Source organism: Methanosarcina sp. 1.H.A.2.2 (genome assembly GCF_000979975.1).
Taxonomy (GTDB): Archaea; Halobacteriota; Methanosarcinia; order Methanosarcinales; family Methanosarcinaceae; genus Methanosarcina.
The window spans coordinates 1-25,393 of sequence record NZ_JJQL01000037.1 but is presented as its reverse complement, the minus strand read 5'-3'; the positions used below and the strand labels follow the sequence as shown (position 1 = coordinate 25,393).

The 25,393-nt window shown below is 43.7% G+C and carries 18 protein-coding genes; 16 read left to right on the top strand and 2 right to left on the bottom strand.

Annotation, left to right across the window (positions count from 1 at the left end; translation table 11 throughout):
* Nucleotides 1-1,111 precede the first annotated feature (1,111 nt).
* The 16 genes from fpoA to EO93_RS16465 all read left to right on the top strand — a co-directional run bounded on the left by fpoA (nt 1,112) and on the right by EO93_RS16465 (nt 23,809).
* Complete coding sequence (gene fpoA, locus EO93_RS05605; protein ID WP_235282881.1) at nt 1,112-1,501, top strand: F420H2 dehydrogenase subunit FpoA; 390 nt, start codon at nt 1,112-1,114, stop codon at nt 1,499-1,501.
* A complete protein-coding gene (gene fpoB / locus EO93_RS05600; protein ID WP_048133018.1) occupies nt 1,489-2,040 on the top strand; it encodes a F(420)H(2) dehydrogenase subunit B in 552 nt (183 codons plus the stop codon). The genes fpoA and fpoB overlap by 13 nt, the downstream gene beginning before the upstream one ends.
* A 30-nt stretch (nt 2,041-2,070) precedes the next feature.
* On the top strand, nt 2,071-2,547 hold the full coding sequence (gene fpoC / locus EO93_RS05595; protein WP_048133016.1) for a F420H2 dehydrogenase subunit FpoC: 477 nt from the start codon (nt 2,071-2,073) through the stop codon (nt 2,545-2,547).
* Nucleotides 2,548-2,557: 10 nt separating this feature from the next.
* Nucleotides 2,558-3,682 (top strand): F420H2 dehydrogenase subunit FpoD, encoded by a 1,125-nt coding sequence (fpoD, locus tag EO93_RS05590; protein ID WP_048133013.1) that lies wholly within the window; start codon nt 2,558-2,560, stop codon nt 3,680-3,682.
* A 5-nt stretch (nt 3,683-3,687) separates the two neighbouring features.
* The gene (fpoH, locus tag EO93_RS05585) at nt 3,688-4,725 is read left to right on the top strand and encodes a F420H2 dehydrogenase subunit FpoH (protein WP_048133007.1); all 1,038 of its coding nucleotides are present in this window, start codon (nt 3,688-3,690) and stop codon (nt 4,723-4,725) included.
* A gap of 4 nt (nt 4,726-4,729) precedes the next feature.
* Nucleotides 4,730-5,140 carry a F420H2 dehydrogenase subunit FpoI gene (fpoI, locus tag EO93_RS05580; RefSeq protein ID WP_048133005.1) on the top strand — a complete coding sequence of 137 codons (411 nt, stop codon included), beginning with the start codon at nt 4,730-4,732 and terminating at the stop codon, nt 5,138-5,140.
* Nucleotides 5,137-5,427, top strand: a complete 291-nt coding sequence (locus EO93_RS18405; protein WP_048133003.1) for an NADH-quinone oxidoreductase subunit J — start codon at nt 5,137-5,139, stop codon at nt 5,425-5,427. Before fpoI ends, EO93_RS18405 begins: the two co-directional genes overlap by 4 nt.
* Nucleotides 5,417-5,668, top strand: coding sequence for a F420H2 dehydrogenase subunit FpoJ (gene fpoJ, locus EO93_RS18400; RefSeq protein ID WP_048133001.1), 252 nt, complete (start codon nt 5,417-5,419; stop codon nt 5,666-5,668). The genes EO93_RS18405 and fpoJ overlap by 11 nt, the downstream gene beginning before the upstream one ends.
* Nucleotides 5,665-5,973 carry a F420H2 dehydrogenase subunit FpoK gene (fpoK, locus tag EO93_RS05565; protein WP_048132999.1) on the top strand — a complete coding sequence of 103 codons (309 nt, stop codon included), beginning with the start codon at nt 5,665-5,667 and terminating at the stop codon, nt 5,971-5,973. The genes fpoJ and fpoK overlap by 4 nt, the downstream gene beginning before the upstream one ends.
* Nucleotides 5,967-7,985, top strand: a complete 2,019-nt coding sequence (gene fpoL / locus EO93_RS05560) for a F420H2 dehydrogenase subunit FpoL (protein ID WP_048161366.1) — start codon at nt 5,967-5,969, stop codon at nt 7,983-7,985. Before fpoK ends, fpoL begins: the two co-directional genes overlap by 7 nt.
* The gene (fpoM, locus tag EO93_RS05555) at nt 7,985-9,472 is read left to right on the top strand and encodes a F(420)H(2) dehydrogenase subunit M (RefSeq protein ID WP_048134267.1); all 1,488 of its coding nucleotides are present in this window, start codon (nt 7,985-7,987) and stop codon (nt 9,470-9,472) included. The genes fpoL and fpoM overlap by 1 nt, the downstream gene beginning before the upstream one ends.
* 3 nt (nt 9,473-9,475) lie before the next feature.
* Nucleotides 9,476-10,951 carry a F(420)H(2) dehydrogenase subunit N gene (gene fpoN, locus EO93_RS05550; protein ID WP_048161365.1) on the top strand — a complete coding sequence of 492 codons (1,476 nt, stop codon included), beginning with the start codon at nt 9,476-9,478 and terminating at the stop codon, nt 10,949-10,951.
* A gap of 13 nt (nt 10,952-10,964) precedes the next feature.
* Entirely contained in the window at nt 10,965-11,327 is a 363-nt protein-coding gene (locus EO93_RS05545; protein ID WP_048161364.1) for a F420H2 dehydrogenase subunit FpoO, read from the top strand.
* Nucleotides 11,328-12,311: 984 nt separating this feature from the next.
* Nucleotides 12,312-17,708 (top strand): N-acetylmuramoyl-L-alanine amidase, encoded by a 5,397-nt coding sequence (locus EO93_RS16470; RefSeq protein ID WP_052735391.1) that lies wholly within the window; start codon nt 12,312-12,314, stop codon nt 17,706-17,708.
* A gap of 839 nt (nt 17,709-18,547) precedes the next feature.
* A complete protein-coding gene (locus tag EO93_RS05535; protein WP_235284126.1) occupies nt 18,548-19,906 on the top strand; it encodes a nitrous oxide reductase family maturation protein NosD in 1,359 nt (452 codons plus the stop codon).
* A 597-nt stretch (nt 19,907-20,503) separates the two neighbouring features.
* Entirely contained in the window at nt 20,504-23,809 is a 3,306-nt protein-coding gene (locus EO93_RS16465; protein WP_052735390.1) for a nitrous oxide reductase family maturation protein NosD, read from the top strand.
* 478 nt (nt 23,810-24,287) lie between these two features.
* Here the strand turns inward: EO93_RS16465 and EO93_RS17285 are convergent, their stop codons facing one another.
* On the bottom strand, nt 24,288-24,395 hold the full coding sequence (locus tag EO93_RS17285; RefSeq protein ID WP_200895028.1) for a MetS family NSS transporter small subunit: 108 nt from the start codon (nt 24,393-24,395) through the stop codon (nt 24,288-24,290).
* 1 nt (nt 24,396) lies between these two features.
* Nucleotides 24,397-25,296: a sodium-dependent transporter gene (locus EO93_RS05520; RefSeq protein WP_235284125.1), complete on the bottom strand. Its 900-nt coding sequence runs from the start codon at nt 25,294-25,296 to the stop codon at nt 24,397-24,399.
* Nucleotides 25,297-25,393: the final 97 nt, after the last annotated feature.

The window sequence follows — 25,393 nt, the reverse complement described above, 5'->3', positions numbered from 1 at the left end:
GAAGACCCGTTTTCCTCATCAATATTAGATTATTTTGAGTTCAGGCAGGTACAAGTGTACATATATTACTAAGGGATTGTACTGAAGTATAGCACAAAGGGATGTGAGCAACTGTTGTACTGCCTTTTAATGGATACATCCCCGGGGAATAGTAAACGCACATGACAGTACACCATTGCATATAGCTACTATGACCTTTCTGATATGCCACATGGTATGATAGTTATTGTTTTTTCTGACCGGTCTAGTATTTTTTTGACAAGTGTTGTATTTTTTTTGACGACAATCAAATCTTTTGATCACTCTTTTCTATCTGATGCCCTTGACCTGCATATTTGAAGGAAATTGAGTGCCGTCTCTCCCGCACTTAAGCAGGAAATTTTCAGCACTTTCAGTTCCTTATTATTTTTATTTTAAAGGTTGCCTCAAGAGCCTTTTATCCTCGGGATTTATCATTATTATTTATACTATATTCAGAGGATTTTTAATGGAAACTAAAATAATTAGCTGATATATATAATTCCTTGCCATTTCCGGAGAAAATGTTGTCATTATATTAAATTATTCACAAAATTTTGTGGCGGTTCAAAGATAATAACATATTTATGTTGTATATATAATTTCGTCAGCAGGTCAAGGCTTTTCCTCAGATTTATTTCAACATATGTATATTTTAAAAACAGAGTTTTAATTATTTAGACTTAATATTTATATAATATTAATTATCTAGCAAATAGCTATAAATAACCCCTGATTCATTTGCAGAACTAGCATAGCTACCTGGAATCTTAATTATTAATAATACTACTTTCACGGCAATTGAATCCATGCCACCGGAAGAAGGGTTTCCCCTGACTTTCGGTAATTTATTACCTAAAATAGGGCAAGGAAAAAATAAATTTTTCAGAGCCCGGCAGTCAGGTGTCTGTATTCAAAGGGCCCTATTCGGAAGAGGGGGTACCCGGATACGGGCATTCCCTACAGGACCTGTATTCGGATCATTATGGTTTTTCTAAATAACCTGGGAATCCGGATACAGTTTTTTTGTCCGCTCATCTTTATAAATATAAAATTATGATCATGCGGAACTGCAGTTTCAGATTGCTGCACTTTGATAGGTGATACAATGTCTGGAATAATTGATAGCTATATACCGGTTGCAATATTTCTTGCCGTGGGACTGGTCATGCCGCCCATGACAATGTTTATCGTAAAGCAACTGAGTCCGAGGAGCAAGGCAGCCAGCAAATACACGACATACGAATCAGGTTCCGTTCCTATAGGAACTGCCAGGATCCAGTTCAATGTCGAGTATTATCTCTATGCGATTGCTTTTGTTCTCTTTGATATTGAGGTCCTTTTCCTTTACCCATGGGCTACAGTCTATAAGGGGCATGGGATTACCTCAATTGCAGTAGTTGAGATGTTTGCATTTATCTTCATATTGCTCTTCGGATACGTTTATCTCTGGAAGAAGGAGGCCCTTACATGGGTGAAGTGAAGGAGAAAAAAACGAATTACTCAAAAGAAACTCCGGAAGAAATCCCCGGCGTTATCACAACAACCACCAGTGCAATCCACAAATTCCTTAAGAAAACCAAGGCTCAGGATCTTATCAACTGGGGGCGGAAAAACTCGCTCTGGTTCATGACCCAGCCAATGGGCTGCTGTGGTGTGGAAATGATCGCTACGGGCTGTGCCCACTATGATACTGACCGCTTCGGGATCATTCCCAGGAACTCCCCAAGGCATGCGGATGTCATGATCATCAGTGGTTATGTGACAAAAAAATATCTGCCGGCCCTGAAGAGGCTCTGGGAACAGATGCCTGCTCCTAAATGGGTTCTCTGCATGGGAGACTGTTCGATCAGCGGCGGTCCCTTTTATGAGTCCTACAGCACGGTGCAGAATATCGATGAGCTCTTTCCTATCGATGTCTTCATTCCCGGATGTCCTCCCAGACCCGAAGCCCTGATCCAGGGATTTGTGGAACTGCAGGAAAAGATAACAGCCAAAAAAGACCTGGGAACGGAATACTGAGGAGATTTCAGGCTTATTTGAGGGAATACAATGGATGCCAGAACAATCATAGAATCATTAACCGGCAAATTTCCGGAGGCAATTTCCGAAGCCGGGATCGAATCTCCGATCCGTATCCGGGCATATGTGAATAAGGAGAAAGCAAAAGAAGTCTGCCAGTACCTTAAGGACTCCCTTCAGTTCGACCACCTCTGTTCCGTTTGCGGAGTGGATTACCCTCCGAGGAACGAGCTGGAAGCGGTGTATCATATAGCTTCATATGACCATCCTGTAGTTCTGATGCTGAAAGCGAGGCTGCCCAGGAATACTCCGGAAATCGAGTCTATTGTACCGGTATACTGGAATGCAAACTGGTATGAGAGAGAGACCTACGAACTTTTCGGGATTATGTTTAAAAACCACCCTAATCTGAAGCCTCTTGTGCTCCCCGAAGATATGCTGGGTGAGTGGCCTCTTCGAAAAGACTACGAGGGTTTCCCGAATAAGACCGCAAGAAACCTGGTGTGAGGGGTGAAAAATGGAAGAAATGCTTGAACCAAATGAAATGATCGTACACCTGGGCCCCCAGCATCCCATGCAGCCCGGACCTTTCAGGTTAAACCTGAGGTTGAAAGGGGAAACTGTGATGGATGCTGAAGTGGAACTGGGTTATATTCACAAAGGCATTGAAAAAATCCTGGAGAACAAGACCTACCTTCAGGGAATCACGATAGTTGACAGGATCTGTTACCTTGTAGCCCTGACAAACGAAGAATGTTTTGTGGGCTGCGCCGAAAAGCTGTTAGGCATCGAACCGCCGGAGAGAGCACAGTATATAAGGGTTATTTTAGAAGAACTCTCCAGGCTCCAGAGTCACCTGCTTGGTCTGGGAGAGTTCGGGGAGTTCATCGGCTTCGTGTCCATGTTCATGTATACGATTAAGGAAAGGGAAGAAGTTGTAGGCCTTATTGATATGGTCACCGGGGCAAGGGTCACTCACAGCTACCTTAAATTCGGAGGGGTACGCGACGACCTGCCAGCCGGGTTCAAAGAAAAAGCTCTCCCGATCCTGAACAACCTCAAGAAAGTTATTGAAGATTACGAGGGAATGTTTTACTCGGACAGAATTTACAGGGAAAGGACCATAGGAGTCGGAGTCCTGACTGCAGACGTTGCAAAGAGCTTCGGGGTTTCCGGGCCTGCTCTGCGGGCAACGGGTGTTCCTTTCGATATCCGGAAGAATGAACCCTACCTTGTGTATAAAGACCTCGACTTCAAGGTCTGCACGGAAACTGCAGGCGACTGTTTTGCAAGGGTGCAGGTCAGGCTTAACGAAATGCGGGAAAGTATCTACATCCTTGAACAGTGCCTTGACCAGATCCCCAATGGCCCTCTATTCCCTGAAGGGACCCCTTACGGCAGAAGGACTCCTGTAATGAGAGTTCCTGCAGGTGAGGTGTTCCACAGAGTCGAAGACCCAAGAGGCGAGATGGGCATGTACATGATCTCCGACGGCACAGACAAGCCATACAGGGTAAAAGTCAGAGGACCTTACTTCCCGACCCTTCAGGCTCTGCCTCCATTGATCAAGGGCACAACAGTTGCAGACGTTGCAGCGATTTCAGGCAGTATGGACGGCTGCACCAGTGAAGCGGACAGGTGATTGTAATGATAGAAATCCCTGAATTAATAATTCCCTTTATCCCCTGGATCCGCGGGCTTGTGGGCCTGTCTCTTGTGGGAGCCATCTTCCTTGGAGCAATGGGTGCTGTCTGGATTGAGCGTAAACTCTCAGCCGACATCCAGTTCAGGTACGGGCCTTCAAGAGTAGGTAAGTTCGGGCTCCTGCAGCTGGTGGCTGACGCTATTAAGCTCTTTACGAAAGAAGACCTGAGGCCGAAGAATGCTGACCGCATGCTCTTTGACAACGCCACGATCTTCATGATGAGCTCGGTTTTCCTGATGCTTGTCGCAATCCCGGTAGGTGCAGTCTTCATCAACGGGGTCGAGTACCCTCTGGCTGTAACCGAGATGGATATCAGTATTCTTTATATTGAGGCAATGTCTGCGCTTACCATTTTCGGGATCTTCATGATTGCCTATGGTTCTAACAACAAGTATTCCCTTCTCGGAGCTTTCAGGAACTTTGCCCGGATGGTCGGGTATGAAGTGCCCCTTGGGATCACTGTTGTCAGTGTCGGTATAATGACAGGTTCCCTGAACATAGTGGAAATTGCCAGCGCCCAGGGGCTTCTCTGGAATATCTTCCTGCAGCCGATCGGATTCATTGTTTTCTTTATTGCACTTATGGCTGATATGGGGAGGCTTCCTTTCGACCAGAACGAGTCTGAAGAAGAACTGGTCGCAGGATGGATTACCGAATACAGTGGAATGCGTTTCGGTCTCGGTTTCTTTGCCGAGTATATCCACATGATCCTCGGTTCCTTCCTTGTTGCACTCCTCTTCCTTGGCGGCTGGAACGTGCCGGCTTTTGTTTCAAACAGCCCGGTGCTTGGCTTTATTGTCCCCACAGGTTTCCTGCTTCTTAAAACCGTGCTTGTGCTGATGACGATCATCGGAATGAGATGGGCTGTCCCAAGGTACAGGATCGATCAGGTAGTAGACCTTAGCTGGAAGAAACTCCTCCCTCTGTCCCTTTTGAACCTTGTCTGGGCAGTGGGCCTTGGACTATATCTGGGGGCTTAAGAGTATGGTTCTTAAAAACATCAGATATGCGCTTAAAAACATCCCTAAAGAACGCGTAACCAGGCTGTGCCCGGAAGTGGAAACTCCGCTCTCCGACAGGTTCAGAGGGCTTCAGATCCTCGACAAAAGCAAATGTATTGGCTGTGGAATCTGTGCCAACACCTGCCCTAACAGCGCGATTAAGATCATTAAAGCCCCGGTTGCCCCTGGCAGCGGCAAACAGAGGTGGTTCCCTGAAATCGACATAGGCCACTGCCTCTTCTGCGGGCTCTGCATTGACCAGTGTCCCAAAGGTGCTCTTTCCAGCGGGAAAGAATACGCCAAAGGCATGGTGAAATGGACTCATAAAGACCTGCTCATGACTCCTGACAAACTCGCAAGGGAAGTAGATATCGATGAAGGTGATGAAAAATGATCGGAATTGAAACTATCGGAGCAGCTCTGGAAATGGCTGTCTTCGGGCTTCTTGCGGTTGTCACAGTCTTCTTTGCAATCTTTGTTGTTATTGCAAAGGACGTTGTAAGAGCCGGGCTTTCCCTGATCATGTGCATGTTCGGCATTGCAGCGTGTTATATCCTCTTAAACGCTCAGTTCCTGGGAGTTGTCCAGGTGCTGGTCTATATCGGAGCAATCGGAGTGCTGATCCTCTTTGCAGTTATGCTTACAAAGCGCGAACTGGGAGGTGGGTCCGGTGCGAATTAACAGACTCCCGGCTCTTCTCGTAGTCCTGCTCTTTGTTGCTGTTGTTGTTACAGGAGTTTTTGGGACTTCCTGGAATACGGTTTCGGAACTCCCTGAGAATCCGGCTGACCCGAGCAATATCGAGGGCATAGGTATGTTGATCTTTACCCAGTATGTAGTGCCTTTCGAGGTCCTGTCAATTGTCCTGCTCGCATCCCTTATAGGAGCAATCTACATGGCAAAAGGGGAGGGCAACAGATGACTGCTATTCCATTAACATTTTATCTAGGCCTGGCAGCCCTGCTCTTTTCAATCGGGCTTTATGGCGTGATGACACACAAAAGCGGTATCAGGATGATCATGTGTATAGAGCTCATGCTGAACTCCGCAAACCTGAACCTTGTGGCTTTTTCAAGCTATACGGATACCCTTAACGGGCAGGTCTTTGCCATATTCTCGATTGCCCTTGCAGCTGCTGAAGCAGCAGTCGGGTTTGCGATTTTCATGGCAATCTACAGAATGCACGAAAAAATTAATCTTGATGAGCTTAACATCCTGAGGTGGTAAAAACGGCTCTGGAAGAATTTGCATTTTTGATCCCCCTGCTTCCGGCACTGGCTTTTGCGATCACCTTCTTCTTTGGCAAGAAAATGCCATCCGGAGGGGCAATCGTTCCCATCCTTGCCATTGCTGCCTCCTTCGTAATCTCTTTTGCGATTACCCTCGGGCTGCTGGCAAACCCCGAAGAGGTCGTAAACCAGTCCTATTCCTGGTTTGCAGTGCTCAATCTCGGAGTGTTAATTGACCCCCTGGCTGCAGTCATGCTGTCAATGGTCACCTTCGTGAGCCTGCTGATCCATATTTACGCAGTTAGCTACATGTCCCATGATGCCGGAAAGGCCAGGTATTTTGCAGAAACCGCACTTTTCACCGCGGCAATGCTTTCCCTGATCCTCTCGGACAACATTGTGCAGCTCTTTGTTTCCTGGGAACTTGTCGGGCTTTGTTCTTATCTCCTGATCGGTTTCTGGTTCGAAAAACCCTCAGCTGCAGCCGCAGCCAAGAAAGCTTTCCTTACAACCAGGATCGGAGACGTAATGTTCCTTACAGGAATAATCGTGCTCACTTCCGATCTTCTTAAGGTTGCAGGCGGGTTCCAGGACGGAGTTTACCTGCTTCGTTTTGATGAAATCTTCAGTTATATCCCCCAGCTTTCGGCTCTGCAGGCAAACATTTTCGGCTTTGAAATAAGCCACCTTACTATTATCACCCTGCTTTTCTTCGGAGGAGCAGTAGGAAAGTCCGGGCAGTTCCCCCTCCATGTGTGGCTGCCTGACGCAATGGAAGGCCCAACAACCGTCTCAGCTCTCATCCATGCAGCAACAATGGTTACTGCCGGTGTTTATCTGGTCGCAAGGACCTTCCCGATGTTTATTGCAGCCCCTGACTCCCTTATGGTAGTCGCTTACTTTGGAGGCTTTACCGCTCTCTTTGCAGGCACAATGGGCATTGTAATGAACGACCTCAAGCGTGTACTTGCGTTCTCAACCATCAGCCAGCTCGGATACATGATGCTGGGTCTTGGTCTCGGTTCGGCAATAGGGCTTGAAGCAGTTGGTATATCCCTTTTCCACCTGATCAACCATGCTTTCTTTAAGGCTCTCCTTTTCCTCTGTGCAGGCAGTGTAATCCATGCAGTCGGCACCCAGGATATGAGGGAACTCGGAGGCGTAGGAAAGGTAATGCCAATTACTGCTGCCACCATGACAATTGCAGCTCTTGCACTGGCAGGTTTCGGTATCCCCGGGACCTCAATAGGGACAAGCGGCTTCATTTCAAAGGATGCAATTATTGAAGCTGCATACCTCTTCGGAGAACACAGCAACAACTGGATCCCGTACATATTCTCAATTGCTGCTGCCTTCCTGACATCCCTCTACATCTTCAGGCTGATCTTCATGACCTTTACAGGGAAGCCGAGAAGCAACTATCACGGGCACGAGTCCCCTGCCATTATGACCATTCCTCTTTCCATTCTGGCACTCTTTGCCCTTGTTTTCGGCGCACTGACCCATACCGGGTTCATGAAGTTCCTTGAAGAGACCTTTGCCAACAGTTTCGTAAACCTTGACATAGGAAGCCTTGCCGGCATAGGCGGAAACGAGCTTGTAGAGGCAGCAGGACACGAGCCTCTCTTTATTCTGTGGCTCCCGTTAATAGTCGCCCTTGCAGGCCTTGCAATTGCTTTCGTGATCTATTACCTCAGAGCAGTGAAACTCGGGCCTCTTGCTTCCATGAAGAACCCGATTTACAAGCTGCTCTACAAGCGTTACTACCAGCACGAAATCTATACCGAGTTTTTCTCAATCGGAATAGTTTACGGCGTTATTGCTTTCCTCACGCAGGTAGTTGATGTGATCGTTGACAGCATTGTGGAAGGAATAGGAATTCTCACGGTTGGTATAGGTGAAGAACTCCGGAAGGTTCAGACAGGGGTTGTCCAGACCTATGCAACCGTCATAATTGCAGGTGTGAGCCTGCTAATAATACTCGTTAAATTGATAATGGAGGTACTCTGATGCTGCCGGTCGCATCGTTGTTGATTCTGGTGCCGCTGATTTTCGCAGTCGTGACCTTTTTCACAAAAACAAAAGACCAGGCTGCAGGATTGGGCCTTGTCGGGTCGCTTGCGACTCTGGGCCTTACCCTTTACGCCTATCTGAACTTTGACAGCAGTACTGCTGCAATGCAGTTCTATGAATCTGTGAAGTGGATTCCCTTCCTCGGGGTCAACTATTCAGTTGGAATTGACGGCATTTCCATGCCTCTTATCCTCCTGAATGCGCTCGTTATCCCGCTTATGATCCTCTATAGCTGGAAAGAAGATCGGGAAGCCCCTAACAGGTTCTACGGGCTGATCCTTACCATGCAGGCCGCAGTCATAGGCGTCTTCGTAGCCCTTGACTTTGTAGTCTTCTATATATTCTGGGAACTTACCCTGGTGCCACTCTTCTTCATTGTAAATATCTGGGGTGGAGAAAAGCGGGCTCATGCGTCCTACAAGTTCTTTATCTACACGCATGTTGCATCTCTCGTGATGCTGCTCGGAATCTTCGGGCTCTTTTACGCAGCCCTGCATCAGACAGGTGTTCCTACATTTGATATAAGAGAACTGATCGCACAGTTCCAGTTCTTCGAACCCGGCCTGATGAAAGATGGAATATTCCTTGCAATCCTCTTCGGGTTCCTGGCAAAGATGCCGACTTTCCCCTTCCACTCGTGGCTTCCGGATGCATATGCCGAGGCTCCTACTGCAGGCAGTGTACTCTTTATCCTGCTCAAAATCGGAGGGTACGGGCTTTTCAGGATTTCACTCCCTATGCTCCCGAACACTGGTAATCCCAAGCTGATGATCATGATGCTGGGCCTGCTCGGTTCTTTCAGCATAGTCTACGGGGCTCTTCTGGCTCTGCGGCAGAAAGACCTCAAGCGCATGATCGCTTACTCCAGTTTGAGCCACATGGGATTTGTTACCCTGGGTTCAGCCGGCCTTGTTACCCTTTCGGTTTCAGGCGCCATGTTCCAGCAGTTTTCCCACGGGCTTATCATGAGCATCCTGTTCATGTCTGCCGGTGCAATCCAGGCCACCACAGGCACAAGGATCATTAACGACCTCGGCGGGCTTGCAAAGAAGATGCCAATGCTCACTGTGGTTATGATGGTCGGGTTTATGGCATCCCTTGGCCTTCCGGGGCTAACAGGCTTTATTGCCGAGTTCCTGGTCCTGACCTTCACTTTCGTGAACCTGCCTGGCTTTGTCTTATTTGCCCTGCTGGCAATAGTGATTACTGCAGGTTACCACCTCTGGGCAATGCAGAGGGCAATGTTCGGAGTGTATAATGAGAAGCTCGGGGATGTCAGGGACATAAATTCCCTGCAGGTCTTTTCAATGGCAGCTCTTGCCCTTCTGGTGCTCTATTTCGGCCTGAACCCGAGCCCGGTGCTTGATATGATGATTAAGAATTCGGAAGCAATAGTCAGCCTTGCGGCTGTCCTGGGGGTGTAAGAAATGGAAGAATTAATGTATCTTGCACCTGAAATTGTATTAGTTGCAACCGGCCTGGCCGTACTTATGGCCGGAGTCTTCCTGTCCCCCAAGTCTAAGAATGTACTGGGTTACCTGGCAACCCTGGGAATCCTTGCAGCCCTTGTCCTGACGGTTAAAAGCTTCGGGCTTCTGAGGATGGAAGACTTCCAGGTTGGATATTCGATTTTCTCAGAAACTCTGAGTATCGATGCCCTCTCCCAGTTTTTCAAACTGGTCTTCCTGGCAGTTGCTCTGATTGTTTCGCTTGCCTCAATCAAGTACACTGAAAACAGCGAGCACACAGAAGAGTTCTACACCCTGATGCTCTTTGCAACCGTCGGAATGATGTTTGTAGCATCGGCAAACGACCTGATAGTGCTCTTCTGTGCCTTTGAACTGGCAAGTCTTGCAACCTACGCTCTTGCAGGCTTTGAAAAGCAGAACGCAAGGTCCCTCGAAGGAGCCATGAAGTACTTCGTGATCGGCTCGGTTTCTGCAGCGCTCATGCTCTTCGGGATTTCCTTTGTCTACGGGGCAACCGGCACTACCAGCATCCCAATAATTGCTGCAAACTCCGGCCTCCTGACACAAAACCCTATAGGGCTTGTCGCAGTCGTGCTGCTGATTGCAGGTTTCGGCTTCAAGATGGCTCTGGTGCCCTTCCATATGTGGGCTCCGGATACCTACCAGGGGTCCCCTTCAGTTGTTTCCGCTCTGCTTGCAGCCGGGTCCAAAAAGATGGGATTTGTGGCAGCCTTCAGGATTTTCATTGTGGCTCTTGCAGCCCTCCAGCCTGACTGGCAGCTTGCTTTCACAATCCTGGCAGTGGTAACAATGACCTTCGGAAACGTGGTCGCAGTTGCTCAGACCAGCGTAAAACGCATGCTCGCCTACTCCTCCCTGGCACAGGCAGGATACATTGCAATGGCTTTTGCGGTAATGACCCCGGTGGCTCTTACAGGCGGCATCATGTACGCCCTTGCCCATGCTTTTATGAAAGCAGGAGCTTTTATCGCAGCCGGAGTAGTTGTCTGGATGGTAACCTCGGAAAAGAGAGGAAACCTCGATATCCCCGATCATCTTGACAGCTTCAGGGGCCTTGGGAAGAGAATGCCTCTGGCAGCCCTTTCCATGACGATCTTCGTCTTTGCCCTTGCAGGTATCCCCCCAACTGCCGGCTTCATGGCCAAGTTCGTGCTCTTCTCCTCAACCATTGAGGCAGGCATGACCTGGCTTGCAGTGATTGCAATCCTGAACAGTGCCCTTTCACTGTTCTACTATGCACGGCTTGTGAAATACATGTACTTCCTTCCCCCCGAAGGTAAAAAAGTCAGCATTCCTTTCCCATACGCAGCCTCTCTTCTTGTTGCAGTGGCCGGTGTACTGGCAATGGGTCTCTGGCCCGAACCCTTCATTAAGTGGGCAATGGAAGCAGCAATGGTACTATTACCATTCTAAGGAGGTATGAGAAATGACAGATTGTGATCTTTGCGGGCGTGCAATCCCGACCGTTATCCCGGTCCGGGCTATCCGCCCCCTCCTCAAATTCGCCTACCCCAACGGTGTCTGGAAAGGCCTCTGTGAGACCTGCCTCGATTCCGCCCAGAAAACTTACTTAACTGTAAACAAAAATCAGACTTCATGCAGAAAAGGTAAATGCGCCCTCTGCGGAGATAAAACCGGAGTTTTCTCCGTAGAACTGCAGGTCCCTGACTTCTCAAAGGGAGTCGTAAAAAAAGATGTGGATCTCTGCTACAGGTGCCTGAAAGCAGCCGATGAGTCTTATCTCAGGCATAAAAAAGAGCAGATCGAGCAGGAACACGCACATCATTAAGTAAAGCTGCTTTTATGGCGGCTTTATTTTCTTTTCTTTTTTGGCTCTTTTTTCTTTCGTTATATACGGAAATTCTTATTTGTGATATGAATTTCTGAGTTGTTTATCCTATATTTATTAGGTTCACTGTGCTGCATAACTAAAACCATCATAACATTTTATATTTTTTAATTTCTATTATACAGTACTGAAAACCCATTTTAAAATGTGAAGTGGCTGTAATCTTTAAAAAAGAGTCTTTTTTCTGAGCAAGTTTTTACCTCTGACAGCTTCGAGGTAAGTTTTATTCCTTATTGTAAGTGCTTTTTGTGTCCTCATCCAGAGCTTTGGATCTAAGTTGAGAGATCATTTGACCGAAAAATTTCGTTGTTAATATATTTATGATAAAAACCAAAACACAATTAGCATATACGGTCGCTGGATTAGTAATAATTATTAAAATTTTTAATGTTCTGATGTTATAAAGTTTAGATGAGAATTCATCACAGCATGACCTCTGCATATTCCTGATTGTACATTTTAATTTTGAGGTGGAACGCTTTTTTATAAACAAGAATGGTGGTTGAATGACTTTGAAAGCATGTACAAGAATCGTTATTTTGTTATTTTTTTAATTTTGATACCAGGAACCGCTAATGCTGCAATTTCTATTTCTGATGGACTCAGTCCATAACTGCACGTGTCGGTATCCCGAAATTAGAATTCAGCAATATTGAGTTGCTTGGATACGCTTGTAAATAGTTGGTGGTAAAATGAAGAAAATAGTTGGCGGTAAAATGAAGAAAAAACTGTTAGAGCGAAATTGGAGAAGCAAATGATTGAAAGTATTGGCCACTTCAAAAAAAGTCGATGTACTAGAACTCTACAAAAGCATGATTCATTATTCGATGTTTAGTGACGAATTGGCTAGATTACGTCGAATTTGATGATATGTAGGATAACTAAAAGAGTGCTTTTTGCGAGTGAGCAGATTGAGGTATATATATGACTTACAGTTTGAAACGATATATTATGTTGGTAATTCTAACCGCAACTGTACTACTTGTGACAACAGGAGTGGTTTCAGCAGACGGTATTGCTGGAAAGAAGATATGTATAGATCCTGGGCACGGTGCTAATACAGGTGCCGTATGGAAGGATGAGTCGGGAGAGGTTAAGTTCCGAGAAGATTATATAAATCTGGAAGTTGCACTTGACTTAAAAGAACTCTTAATTTCAGAAGGTGCTGTACCTGTATTGACTAGAGATACAAATATTAATCCATCTCATAAAAATCGCTGGCAAACATCACAAAATAATAATTGTGAGATATTTATAGCAATTCACTGTGATTCAAATGACAAGACTAAGCCTAGTGGCACTCAAGTATATTATTATCCACCAGAAAATACAGATGCCGGGGCTCTTGCTAAGACCCTCGCTAATGAGATATATGGAAAAGTGACATCAGATCTCAAAACCAAAGGTGATCGGGCTGTTCCAATTCAAGATGCTATTGGGACAAGATCTATTGTTGTATTAGATGCAAGTCGATATAGTGCAAAACAAATACCTGCAGTTAATGTAGAACTCGGATTCATTAGTAATTCAGATGATCGTCAAAAATTAGTCAGTCAAGACGGTCAAAAGAAGGCAGCTACTGCAATACTGCACGGTATTCAATTATATTACGGAGATGCTCCACAAGAACAGCCGTCTCCAAATCTTCCAGCTTCCCTTTCTCAATACAATTCTGATGAATTAACTGAGATACCTCTTGGTGGCACTACGACTGAAAATTCCGTCATTATGAAAGGTGTTGTTTTGGACCCTAATGGAGATAAAGTACAATTAGAAGTGGAAGTTAAACCTCTTGGAACGGCTTTTACTGGCACTCCCACAAAAACCTCGTCATTAGTAGCCTCTGGCAGCACAGCTTCTGTAACCTGTACAGGTTTATCTAACGGACAATATCACTGGCAAGCAAGAGCAAAGAATTCCGCAGGTGTCACAGGATCCTGGCTCAGTGCAGGAGGTAACTCCGAAGATAAACCCGACTTTATAGTCAAACCAGTTACTCCAACCAGAGATACCATAAGAGTGTATAGAACTGCTACGGGTCAAATTGATGTATTAGATATAGAAACTGAGTATTTGCCATATGTTGTAGCTGCAGAAAATGGTGGAGCTCCGTTTGAATCCATGAAGGCACAGGCCGTGGCTTCAAGAACATTTGCTTACTATAAGATAAAAAACCCACGTGGATCAAACTTTGATTTATATGATGATGAGAGGGACCAAGTCTATAATCCTAATAAAGTCCTCAATAAGAATCACAAAAAAGCAGTTTCTGAAACAAATGGTGTCACTTTAAGATATGATAGAGATATAATTTGCAGTTTTTACGTAAAAGGAACTGGTGATACGGCACCGTATGTTACTTACAATGAGGGTAAGAGTGGAGATAGTATTTATCAAACTTCTCTGGGTTGGATAACTAAACCTCCTTCTAGTAACCCTTATAATCGGGGTTGTATGGGGCAAGTTCAGGCAAATGAACTAGCTAGTAAAGGGTATGATTGGATTCGCGTTTTAAAATACTTCTACGGTGAAGATATCATACTCACTAAAACTCAAAATGACTCTCCTGAAGATCCAGTAGAAATCCTCTCTGATGGATTTGATTTTCCAGTTGGAGCGCCAGATGGAAAAGGTTACAAACATGGAACAGTAAACGATAAGAACGGCTGGGACTTCTTAGAATATAACAAAAACAAAAAAATATTTCATCCAGGAGAAGATTGGAACGGGATAGATGATTCTGGAAATCCCGTGGGCAATGCTGATTTTGGCGATCTCGTTTATGCAATTTCTAACGGACGAGTTATTTATGCATCACTTGATAGTAACGCATGGGGAAATATTATTTTAATAGAACATAGACTGCAGGATGGCACTACTGTTTGGTCACAGTACGCCCACCTTAAAGATATGTTAGTCAGTAGTGGTGATGTTGTCCAAAGAGGTCAAAAAATTGGGACAATTGGAAAGGATGACGGCGTTGCACATCTGCATTTTGAGATACGTAAAAAACTTCTAAAACCTGGTGCATGGGATGTTTCAAGCAAGACAAAAGTACTTGAAAACTATCACGACCCTTCTGATTTCATTAACTCACACCGTCCCCAAACCGAAATGGATGAGGCAAAGGGTAACGCTAATGTGATGCTCGTCATCGACCGTTCGGGTAGCATGTCTGGTACGCCAATTTCAAATGCTAAAAACTCAGCGAAACAATTCATAGACCAAATGGGATCTGAGGATAAAGCAGGGGTCGTATCGTTCTGCTCATATGCAAGTAAGAATTATCCCCTCACCACTCTTACTGATAATGAAAGGAAACTCATTAAAAATGAAATAGGCTTAATTTCTACTTGGGATACTACGGCGATTGGAAAAGGCTTGGAACTTGCTTTATATGAATTACAGGATAATGGTGACAAAAATAGTCATAAGGCAATTGTTTTACTTTCTGATGGATATCAAAATAGTGGAAAACATCCATACGACGTGATCTCCTCTTTCCAAAAGACCCAAAACAAAGACATAAAGGTTTACACCATTGGTCTTGGTAATTATGTTGATGTAGACTTGCTGGAAAAAATTGCTGAAATGACAGGAGGCAAGTACTATTCTTCTCGCGAGGAAGGTTATCTAAATCAAATATATAATGACATTGGTGCAAAAATTCTCGATTTGGATACTGCTAACAAACTCACTGTTAATATGGTTACCAATGACGTCCTGTCAATACCTGTTAAAATAGACTCTTCAATAGAGAAAGCATCCTTCGGCGTTAGTTGGCCAGGCAGTAATGTAGACCTCGTATTGTACAAACCTGATGGGTCGTTAGTAGATCCCTCTATTGCAGATTCAGATCCTACTATTGAATATTTGTCTGGTCCCACTTATAAGATTTACAAAGTCACAGATCCAGAACCTGGAATGTGGAATATGGAATTGAATGCGACCGACATGCCAGCAGGTGGAGAGGATGTTTATGTTACGGTCCGCGCTGAATCAACGCTATCCATGTTGCTGTCTACTGATAAAGACCAGTACAACCAGGGTGAAATTGTAAAAATCATTACTAGTCTTTCTGATGCAGGAACTCAAATCACAGGAGCTGATGTCAATGTCAATATTACTCTCCCAGATTCGAGTATTAAACAGATTACACTGTATGATAATGGTGGCAACGGAGATGGTGAAGCAAAGGATGGAGTATATGCAAATTATTTCGTGGATACTTCTTTAATGGGAGATTATAAAGTTGATGCTACATCTACAGGAAGTTTACCTGATGGATCTCAGTTCACCAGAATTAATGATACTTCCTTTGAAATAATCTCGGGAACAAGTTCGATCTCGCTTTCACCAGAACACCTGCCCCTAGATGGAAAGGCTGGGGGACTGATTACCGAGAACGTTACTGTCAGTACATCTCAAACCTCAACATTGGTTACAATAACACCGACTTTACTCCAATCAGAGAATGGTGATGTTATTGATACAAGTAATATCAAAGTAGATCCAACAACAGTCAATGTTTCGGCAGGGGTGCCTGAAAACATTCTAATTACAATAGATGTACCTGAAAGTGCAGTTTCTGGAAATTACACTGGCAAAATCGTTGCAACTGGTGTTGGAGGGGGTGATTCTTGCACTGTGAATCTACATGTAACAAAAGGTGTTGTAACAGATAATGTCGTAGCTCCTGTGATCAATTCAGTTGATTTGTATCCAGCAAACCCCACCCCCGGCTCTGTGATCGCTGTTACAGTCAATGCCACAGACGATGTTGGAGTTAACAGTGTAAAAGCAAATGATATTTCACTCCTTAATCAGGGTGGAAATCTCTGGACTGGTGACATTACAGCACTTGAAGGCACTCATTCAGTGAATGTATCTGCTGTGGACGAAGCAGGCAACATTGCATGGGATAATTCTATTTCATATACTGCTCTGAAACCCGGTAATTTACCTCCTTCCTCAATAAACCTCCAATCCACTAAAGGTACTACCTGGATCAACTGGACCTGGACCAACCCAACAGACCCTGACTTCTTCTACTATGAAATCTACCTTGACGGCGTCTTCCAGACCAACACCTCCGCAGAATACTTCAACTCTACCGGCCTCGAACCCGAAACAAGTTACACCATCGGCATGCGCACTGTGGATATTAACGGAAATATAAGTCAGATATGGGCTAATGAGACTGTGATAACAAAGAAGGAGTTCGTGCTTGGTATCGAATTTCCTGTAGCAAACTTCAATACCAACGTTAGTGGAGGTCATACTCCTCTTTCAGTTCAGTTTAATGACAGGTCTGAAAATGCATTTTCTCTTAACTGGAGTTTTGGAGACGGAACATCTTCAACAGAGAAGAACCCGATTCATACTTACTCGACAGCAGGAGTCTATACAGTTAAACTGACCGTAAGTAATGAAAACGGTATAGATTCAAAGTTAGCCACAATAAATGTTTTAGAAACAGAAGGTAAGAAAATCTGTGATAAAACTAACAAAGTTTGTAAATCAGTCTGCGAAGAAAACGACCCCGTTTGTGAACTGGTCTGTGAAGAAACCAAACCAACCTGTAAGGAAACTAAGCCAGCCTGTAAGGAACGTAAGCCAATCTGTAAGGAAACCAAGCCAATCTGTAAGGAAATCAAGCCAATCTGTAAGGAAATCAAGCCAATCTGTAAGGAAATCAAGCCAATCTGTAAGGAAAGTAAACCAACTTGCAAGGAAACCAAGCCAACATGTAAGGAAACTAATCCAGTCTGCAAAGAAGTTAAATTAGTATGTAAAGAAACTAAACCAACTTGCAAGGAAACTAAAGAAATGAATAAAGAAGCTGAAAAAGTAAGTGAAGAAGCTGAAGAAGTAAGTGGAGGCACTAAACAAGTAAGTGAAGAAGCTGAAGAAGTAAGTGAAGAAGCTGAAGAAGTAAGTGAAGGCACTAAACAAGTAAGTGAAGAAGCTGAAGAAGTAAGTGAAGACGCTGAAGAAGTAAGTGAAGACGCTGAAGAAGTAAGTGAAGGCACTAAACAAGTAAGTGAAGACGCTGAAGAAGTAAGTGAAGGCACTAAACAAGTAAGTGAAGAAGCTGAAGAAGCAAGTGAAGACACTAAACAAGTAAGTGAAGAAGCTAAAGAAGCAAGTGAAGACACTAAACAAGTAAGTGAAGAAGCTGAAGAAGTAAGTGAAGACGCTGAAGAAGTAAGTGAAGACGCTGAAGAAGTAAGTGAAGACGCTGAAGAAGTAAGTGAAGAAGCAAGTGAAGAAGCAAGTGAAGAAACTAATGAAGTAAACCAGAATATTGAAAAAGTCTGAAAGTTACTAAGCAATTTACGATGTTGAAATCTCACAAACTCGTAATGTAAAACAATCCATTCAGACTTTCATTAAAAATAATGTAACTATTCAGGTAGCCTTGTGAAGGCTACCAATTTTTCTTCTTTCCGAGGAAAAATTGGGTATAAAATGATTTCTTTTTTCGATTGTGAAACGTGAAGATATTCTTGCTTAGTGTGCTTCAAACCATGAAATTATTGCTTACATTGTGAATTTTTAATCTCAAATTAAAGAACTCAATGAAAGATTGATAGCCTTAGGGCGTGTTTTAAAATTAAATTTGATAATACAATTGGGATAGGACTTACACATTTGAACTGAAAACCGGTAGTATTAAACTGTTATATCTCTAAAGTGTATATTTTAACCATGATGTCTAATGTATCTGAATTTATACCTCGAGTGAATAAGTCCTATGTAATAAATTTACGGTTTTGAACTTTATATCAACAATGCCCACTATCCAAATACAGAAATGGTTTGAATTTTAAGACAGCTTCTTAGTAAAATGAAGTAATTAGTTACTAAAATTTATTGATACTGGAAATTGTACTTAAGTCCAACCGGATATCTGAGCAATTTGTTTCCATCTCTGTCGGAATATTTCATGATTGGTAGCCATTTTTTTGTGTAAAAACAAAGTAACAGTTGATATATATAGTAATGAACTTGATAATATCATAAGAAATAATAGTCATTATGCACGGAAAGTGTCGGTTCAAAATTTATCTTATCCTGAACCGGCAGGGCTGTGTAAAGTATCTGGGAGGGGGTTAGTTCTGAAAATCATACTTATCGGAGATTGTTTTACCAGGCTAATGAGTGCAATGCTTGTTATCTCTTTGATCCTGGTTTCTGCAGGCGTTGCGGGTGCAGAGATTATTTATGTTGAGCCCGGAGCTTCAATTCAGGCTGCGGTAAATAACTCTACAACCGGGGATTTTGTGATTGTGAAAGCCGGGGACTATGAGGAAAATATCGTTGTCAATGTTTCGGGGGTAACAGTCACTTCGGAACCTGAGAACCCTGGTGGCGTTTTTATCAGAGCGAGGGACGAGAACTCCAGCGTATTTCAGGTTAAAGCTGATAATGTAACTATCAGTGGCTTCAACATAACCGGTTCAGGAGAGGTTTTCAGTGTTTTTGAGGCTGTCAGCTTCAGAAATTCTTTTATCTCCGGAAGTTCAGGCAACTCGGATATGAGTGATGTGCCGGAAGTGGGAAAGGCTTACAGGCCCGGTTCAGGAGAGATCTTTGTCTCGAGATCGAATGGGTTTGAATGTCCTCAGGCAGGAATCTGCCTTGATCAGGTTGAGAACTGCACAATCGAAAGGAACTATATTTTTGAAAATCAGTATGGAGTTTACCTTCAGGGGGCAATGAACAATACCCTCTCGAACAATACTTATTTCCGAAACGGCATCTGGATTGATGAAGGGTGCAGCAAGAATATGGCAATAAACAATTCCATTGAAGAGGGAAATGTTATTCTTGGCGCACACTGCTGGGATAACACAATATCCCGGAACCGGCTTTCGAACGGAGGAGGGATAGGGGTTGCGTGCTGCGGGGGAGGAAACCTCGTTTCGAACAATGAGATCTTTAATTGCAGTACAGGGATTGATTTATATGACACTCAGGCACGGACTGTTCTTCGTGACAACCTGATTACGGACTGCGATTATGGGATTTACCTGATTTTAGTCTATGGTTCCACGGTATATAACAACACAATTTCGAACAGCAGCAGAGGCATTTTTTTGAGAGAAAACAGCCAGAATAATGAACTGTTCAACAACACGATAACTTCCAGTAATGAATCCGGAATCTATTTGCTGGACTACAGTACTGACAACCGCATCTATAATAATTACTTTAACAACTCTATAAATGTAAAGGCTGAAAACAGTGAAGGAAACAGCTGGAACACTACAAAAACATCTGGAACAAATATCGTGAAGGGGCCATACCTGGGCGGCAATTTCTGGGCTGACCTGAACGGTACCGGTTTTTCTCAGACCGCTGAAGATTCGAATTCTGACGGGATCTGCGACCTGCCTTACAACGTCAACGGAATCGACTTTGACTATATCCCGCTTGCAGAACCTCCTTCTTTACCTCTCTTTTTATGGTTTAATTCTACAGGAGAAATTACAAATAATACTGATAGCTGTTGATGTCGTGCTTTAAACTCTTGCCTTCTTTTAAACTCTCTAAACTATGATTCTCTGCCGCCTATCTTTAAAAAACGTGCTTCTCTAACTTCCTATCTCTCGTAGTTTTCCAGTTGCCATTAGATAATTATATCTGCCCGTATGCTTAGCTTCTTTTATAGGGTACTGCAAAAATCCTCGCGCCTGATTACGGATAATAGTAACTCTTGATATTTTGAAATATGGATCTATTTATTATTATCACGTTGTCTAAAGTATTACATTTACATGGATAAGTATTACATTTGCATAGATAAGTATTACATTTGCATAGATAAGTATTACATTTGCATAGATAAGTATTACATTTACATAGATAAGTATTACATTCATCCCGATAAAAATACCCGGTTCAGAAAAGGGTTTTCACAGTTCCCATTTGTATTAGTTCACCGAACCTGTTTAAATTCCCCATATTCAATTCGGTCAGTATCTTACGTAGATAAAACAGCATTAAAACAATTTAAAACAGGTAAAAATCTGGCTGCTCTCAAAACAGAACTAAATGGAGCTTTGAAACAGGTTCACAAAAACATGAATGGTTCATGGGAGTGGGAATTAATGAGAGCAAACAGAATTATTATTTTAGTAGCTATTGCGCTTATCACGATTGAAGTTTACAGCTCCGCGTCCGCAAAGGAAATTACTGTAGATGACGATTCTGGAGCGGATTTCAGATCAATTCAAGAAGCAGTAACCAATTCGTCTTCTGGAGATACGGTTATAGTTAGATCTGGAACCTACAGGGAAAACATTATTGTAAACGTGACCCGGCTTAAGGTCAGGTCGGAGTCAGGAAATCCTGATGTGCTGGTGGAACCTCTGGATGAAAACGAAAGCGTATTTCATATAAAAGCCGACAATGTGACTCTCAGTGGCTTTAACATAACAGGAGCTGGAGAGCCTTTCAACTATCCCTGGGGAATTATTGCCCGAAATTTTGCAGACCCTGTGAATTTACGCGGGGAATCTTCTCCGGAATACGCTCGCACTTCTGCAGCAGAGGAGATTTTTAAGACCATGGGATACGGAAACTACCGGCCTCTATGCGGAATCTACCTTGAAAACGCCAGCAATTGCGTCATTACCGAAAACGCACTTTTTGAAAACTATAGAGGAATTTACCTTGATAATGCCAGTTATAATACTATCTCGAAAAACCTGCTTTTTAATGATGGGATCTCTCTGAGCGAAGGAAGCGGGATAAATAATCTGACAGGGAACCTCATTGAAAAAGGTTACATTTTAATGGGCCCATGGGCATCGAATAATTTAATAGCCGAAAATGAAATCTCAAACGGCGGAGGGGTAAGTTTCGCCTGTTGCGGAGGAGGCGATGTAGTATCCGGAAACACGATTTCGAATTGCTCCAATGGGATCGATGTATACGATCGGGGCATAAATATTCGGAATAATACGATTACGGACTGTTTTCACGGGGTAGATATTTCTCAGGCGAGTGGAACCAGAATTCATAATAATATGATCTTGAATTGCAGCATCGGAATTAATCAAGGAGATGCCTGTTATGGTATTGAAATACTCAACAATACAATAACTTCCAGTGCAGAATGCGGGGTTTCCATTCCAGATCTGGAAGGTGATGAGTGGATCTATAATAATTATTTTAACAACACTATAAACGTAAAGCTTGGAATTAGCAAAGGAAATACCTGGAACAATTCCCTTACTCCGGGTACTAACATTGTCGGGGGCCCGTATCTTGGAGGAAATTTCTGGGCAAACCCGAATGGTAAGGGTTTCTCTCAGACCTCAAGGGATTTTGACCTTGACGGGATTTGCGATACCACTTATGAAATAGGAGGCCCTGAAAATATCGATTATCTGCCTCTTTCAACGCCTCCCGAATCGGTGCCCATAACTGTTGGAGATGATGAGCAGGATGCCGATTATGATTCAATCCAGAAGGCTGTTTCGGCTGCGGAGCAGGGATCAACCATTCTCGTTTATCCGGGGACTTATGTAGAAAACGTGGCTGTGGATGTGCAGGGCCTGAAAATCTACTCCCGGTCCATCAACCCTGAAGAGGTTACAGTTCAGGCTCTTGATCCTGATGACAATATCTTCCATGTGAATGCAAACAATGTCACAATCTGCGGGTTTACGGTAAAAGGCACAGGCATGAAATCCGGAGGGAAAGCGGGAATCTACTTAGACTCCGTTTACGGGTGCAGGTTATGCAACAACAGTGTGACCGGAAATGCCCTCGGTATCGTCCTTCAGTCTTCAAGCAATAATATCCTCACCAAAAACAGTGCAGGGATCAACGGGAATTCCGGAATATACCTAAACTTTTCAGATAACAACCTTTTGATTAATAATACTGCATACAATGCGAACTCTTCTTCAGGACCTGCTATTTATCTGTCGAATTCGGGCTCAAATATCCTCCGCGATAATGAGATTCTGGCCAGTTTCTGTGGAATCTTAATGGAGGCTTCGGAGAATAATACAATCATCCGTAACAGCCTCAGGGAAAATACGGACTGCGGAATTCTGCTTTCTGATTCCAATAGCAACAGGCTGTATGACAATTATTTCAACAATTCAATAGATGTAAAGCTGGAAAAGAGCGGAAACAATACCTGGAACACGGAAAGGACCCGGGGAACGAATTTTATGGGGGGTCCATATCTTGGCGGCAATTTCTGGGCAAAACCTGATGGTGGCGGCTTTTCGGAAACTGCTGAAGATTCCAATATTGATGGAATTAGCGATTCTGCTTACAATATCGAAAATACAGGCATAATTGATGCCCTTCCTCTTGCAAGAGCTCCCGGACCTGTATTGCTTATAATGAACAGTTCTCCTTTTGCAGATTTTCTCACGATTCAGGATGCTGTGGACTCCGCAGTTCCGGGAAGTACTGTTCTTGTCTATCCCGGTACTTATGAAGAAAATGTCCTTCTGGATGTGGACAACATAAGCCTTGTTTCGGAATCGGCGGATCCCTGGAGCACAATTATCAGGGCTTCCAATACAACCGAGCCCGTGATTAAAGTGACTTCAAAAGGCGTTATGATTTCGGGATTTTACATATCCGGACCATATTCTATATGGAAAGAAGCAGCCGGGATCTACCTGTACAACACTTCCGAAAACACCATTAAGAGCAATATTGTCTCCGAATACCTTTATGGGGTGTATCTGGTTTCTTCCGACCGGAACAACATTACAAACAACAATGTCGAAAACAACCAGAGGGGATTATACCTTAAAAATTCGGAAACTAATTTACTGAACAACAATACGGTTTTAACCAATATTGAAGGTATTGTTTTGGATAGTTCAGGCAATAATTCCCTTAAAAATAATACCGTATACCAGAACGAATATCAGGGAATCTACATTTATTCCGGAGACTATGGTTTTGCAGATTCAAATCTGATCAGAGATAACCTTATTTCCGAAAACGATTATGGGATTTACACATCTTTCTCTGAGAACAATACAGTGAGGAACAACACCATAAATCTCAATGACATGGGAATTCTCCTCTCTTATTCGAGTGATAATCTATTCAGGGACAATCTGATAGAATCAAACAGGAATTTCGGGCTTTACCTGGCTGCGGGCAGTAACAATACTTTCTATAACAACCTTTTCAACAACACCCTGAACCTGGAACCCGCCTATGGAAATAAGAATATTAGCTGGAACACTACAAAAACTTCAGGAAAGAACATCGCAGGTGGACCCAGCATAGGGGGCAATTTATGGGCAAAACCCGATGGTACGGGGTTCAGCCAGAACTGTACGGACCTGGACGAGGACGGGATCTGTGATCTTCCCTATGAAGTTAATGAGAGCGAATTTGACTATCTCCCTCTGTCCCTCCCGAATTGAGATTCGGGATCGCAGGAAATCGGAGATTTCCTGGGAGTTGCGATGTAATCGCAACAGTACGCAGTCCTTTTCGCTGCGCTCAAGAGGACTTATTTATGGACAAGTAACTGTTATTTTTAGATTCGCTCAAGAGGACTTATTTATGGGCTTTAGCAGTGAGCTTCTCTAAGAAGGACTCCGCGCAATCTTATTCGCCATACTGGGTCAAAAGATTTACAGAAGCTCTGGTTCCTGTTACACTCGACGCAGGAGAGCGGTCTTCCAGACAAAAAAGAAGAATAAATAGAAAAAAGCCAGAAAGTAAAAACAGCTGAGGACACCTCTAAAAAACAAGTAGATAGAAAGAATCGGGGAAACCGATAACTTTCTGTTTCTGTTTCTTTTTGCTTTTTTCTGTTTCTTTTTGCTTTTTTCTGTTTCTTTTGTTTCTTTCTTGGTCAACAATTCGCCCAAATGACCTTATTTCTTCACCTTTCTCTCAGGGATTCCTTTTTCTCAGGGCTATGCTCAGGCAGAGCCCCAGCCCTCCGTAAAGGATTATGAACCCGAAAGCGGCCATCAGAATGCTGCCTGTCGAGAGCATCATTTTACTCTACCTCCTTATTGATAAAAGGCGCAAGGAAAGAGATGAGAATTCCAAGGGCAATTACTCCGGCTCCGACCATCAGGGCTGCAGGATCATAACCTTCATAAGGTGCAGCCAGGTTTGACCGGGTATCTATGTAGACGAGGTACATCAGGACAACCGGAATCACCACTTTTATGCAGGCATTCCACCAGGCTCCGGCCATGAAATCCGAATAAGTATTGACCCATTCTCTTATCTTATCTGCACCATAGATCCAGCCGATTGCAACGGTTTCGAGGATGCCCACTATAATCAGCCCGTAGGTATTGATGAAGTGGTCTATGATATCAAGCCAGTAAATCCCTGCCCTGGTCGCATAGATCAGGCTGAAAAGCAGCCCAAAGCCGATAGTGATATCAACTGCCCTGCTCCTTTTCATGTCAAACTTGTCCATTATTGAGGAGGCAAAAGCTTCCACAAGGGAGATGAGGGAGGAAAGGGCAGCAATTACGATGCACAGGAAAAAAGCAACTGCAGTAAGAGTTTTTAATCCCGGGAGCATATTAAGGGCTTCTGGCAGCACCACAAAGGCAAGGCCTATGCTCTGGGCTACGACTTCTTCAATTCCGAGCCCTTTTGCATAAGCCATGTGTCCGAGAGTCCCGAAAACCACAAAACCCATGGTGAAACTGAAGGCTCCGTCTGCCAGGCTGACAATGAAAGCGTTGTTTACGATATCGTTCTTTTTTGGAAGGTAACTTGAATAAGTAATCATTATTGCCATTCCAAGACTCAGGCTGTAAAAGGCCTGTCCGTAGGCTGCCTGCCAGACATTTATGTCTGTGAGTTTGCTGAAATCCGGCTTCAGGTACCATTCAATTCCATTGATTGCGCCTTCAAGGGTTATTGCTCTAAGCACTAGTGTCTTAGAAACTTAATTATGGTGCATAATATTTAGACATTTTCTCATCAGCAACTTTTCTCGTAAACTTCCAGTTGATCTTATTTTCATGTTC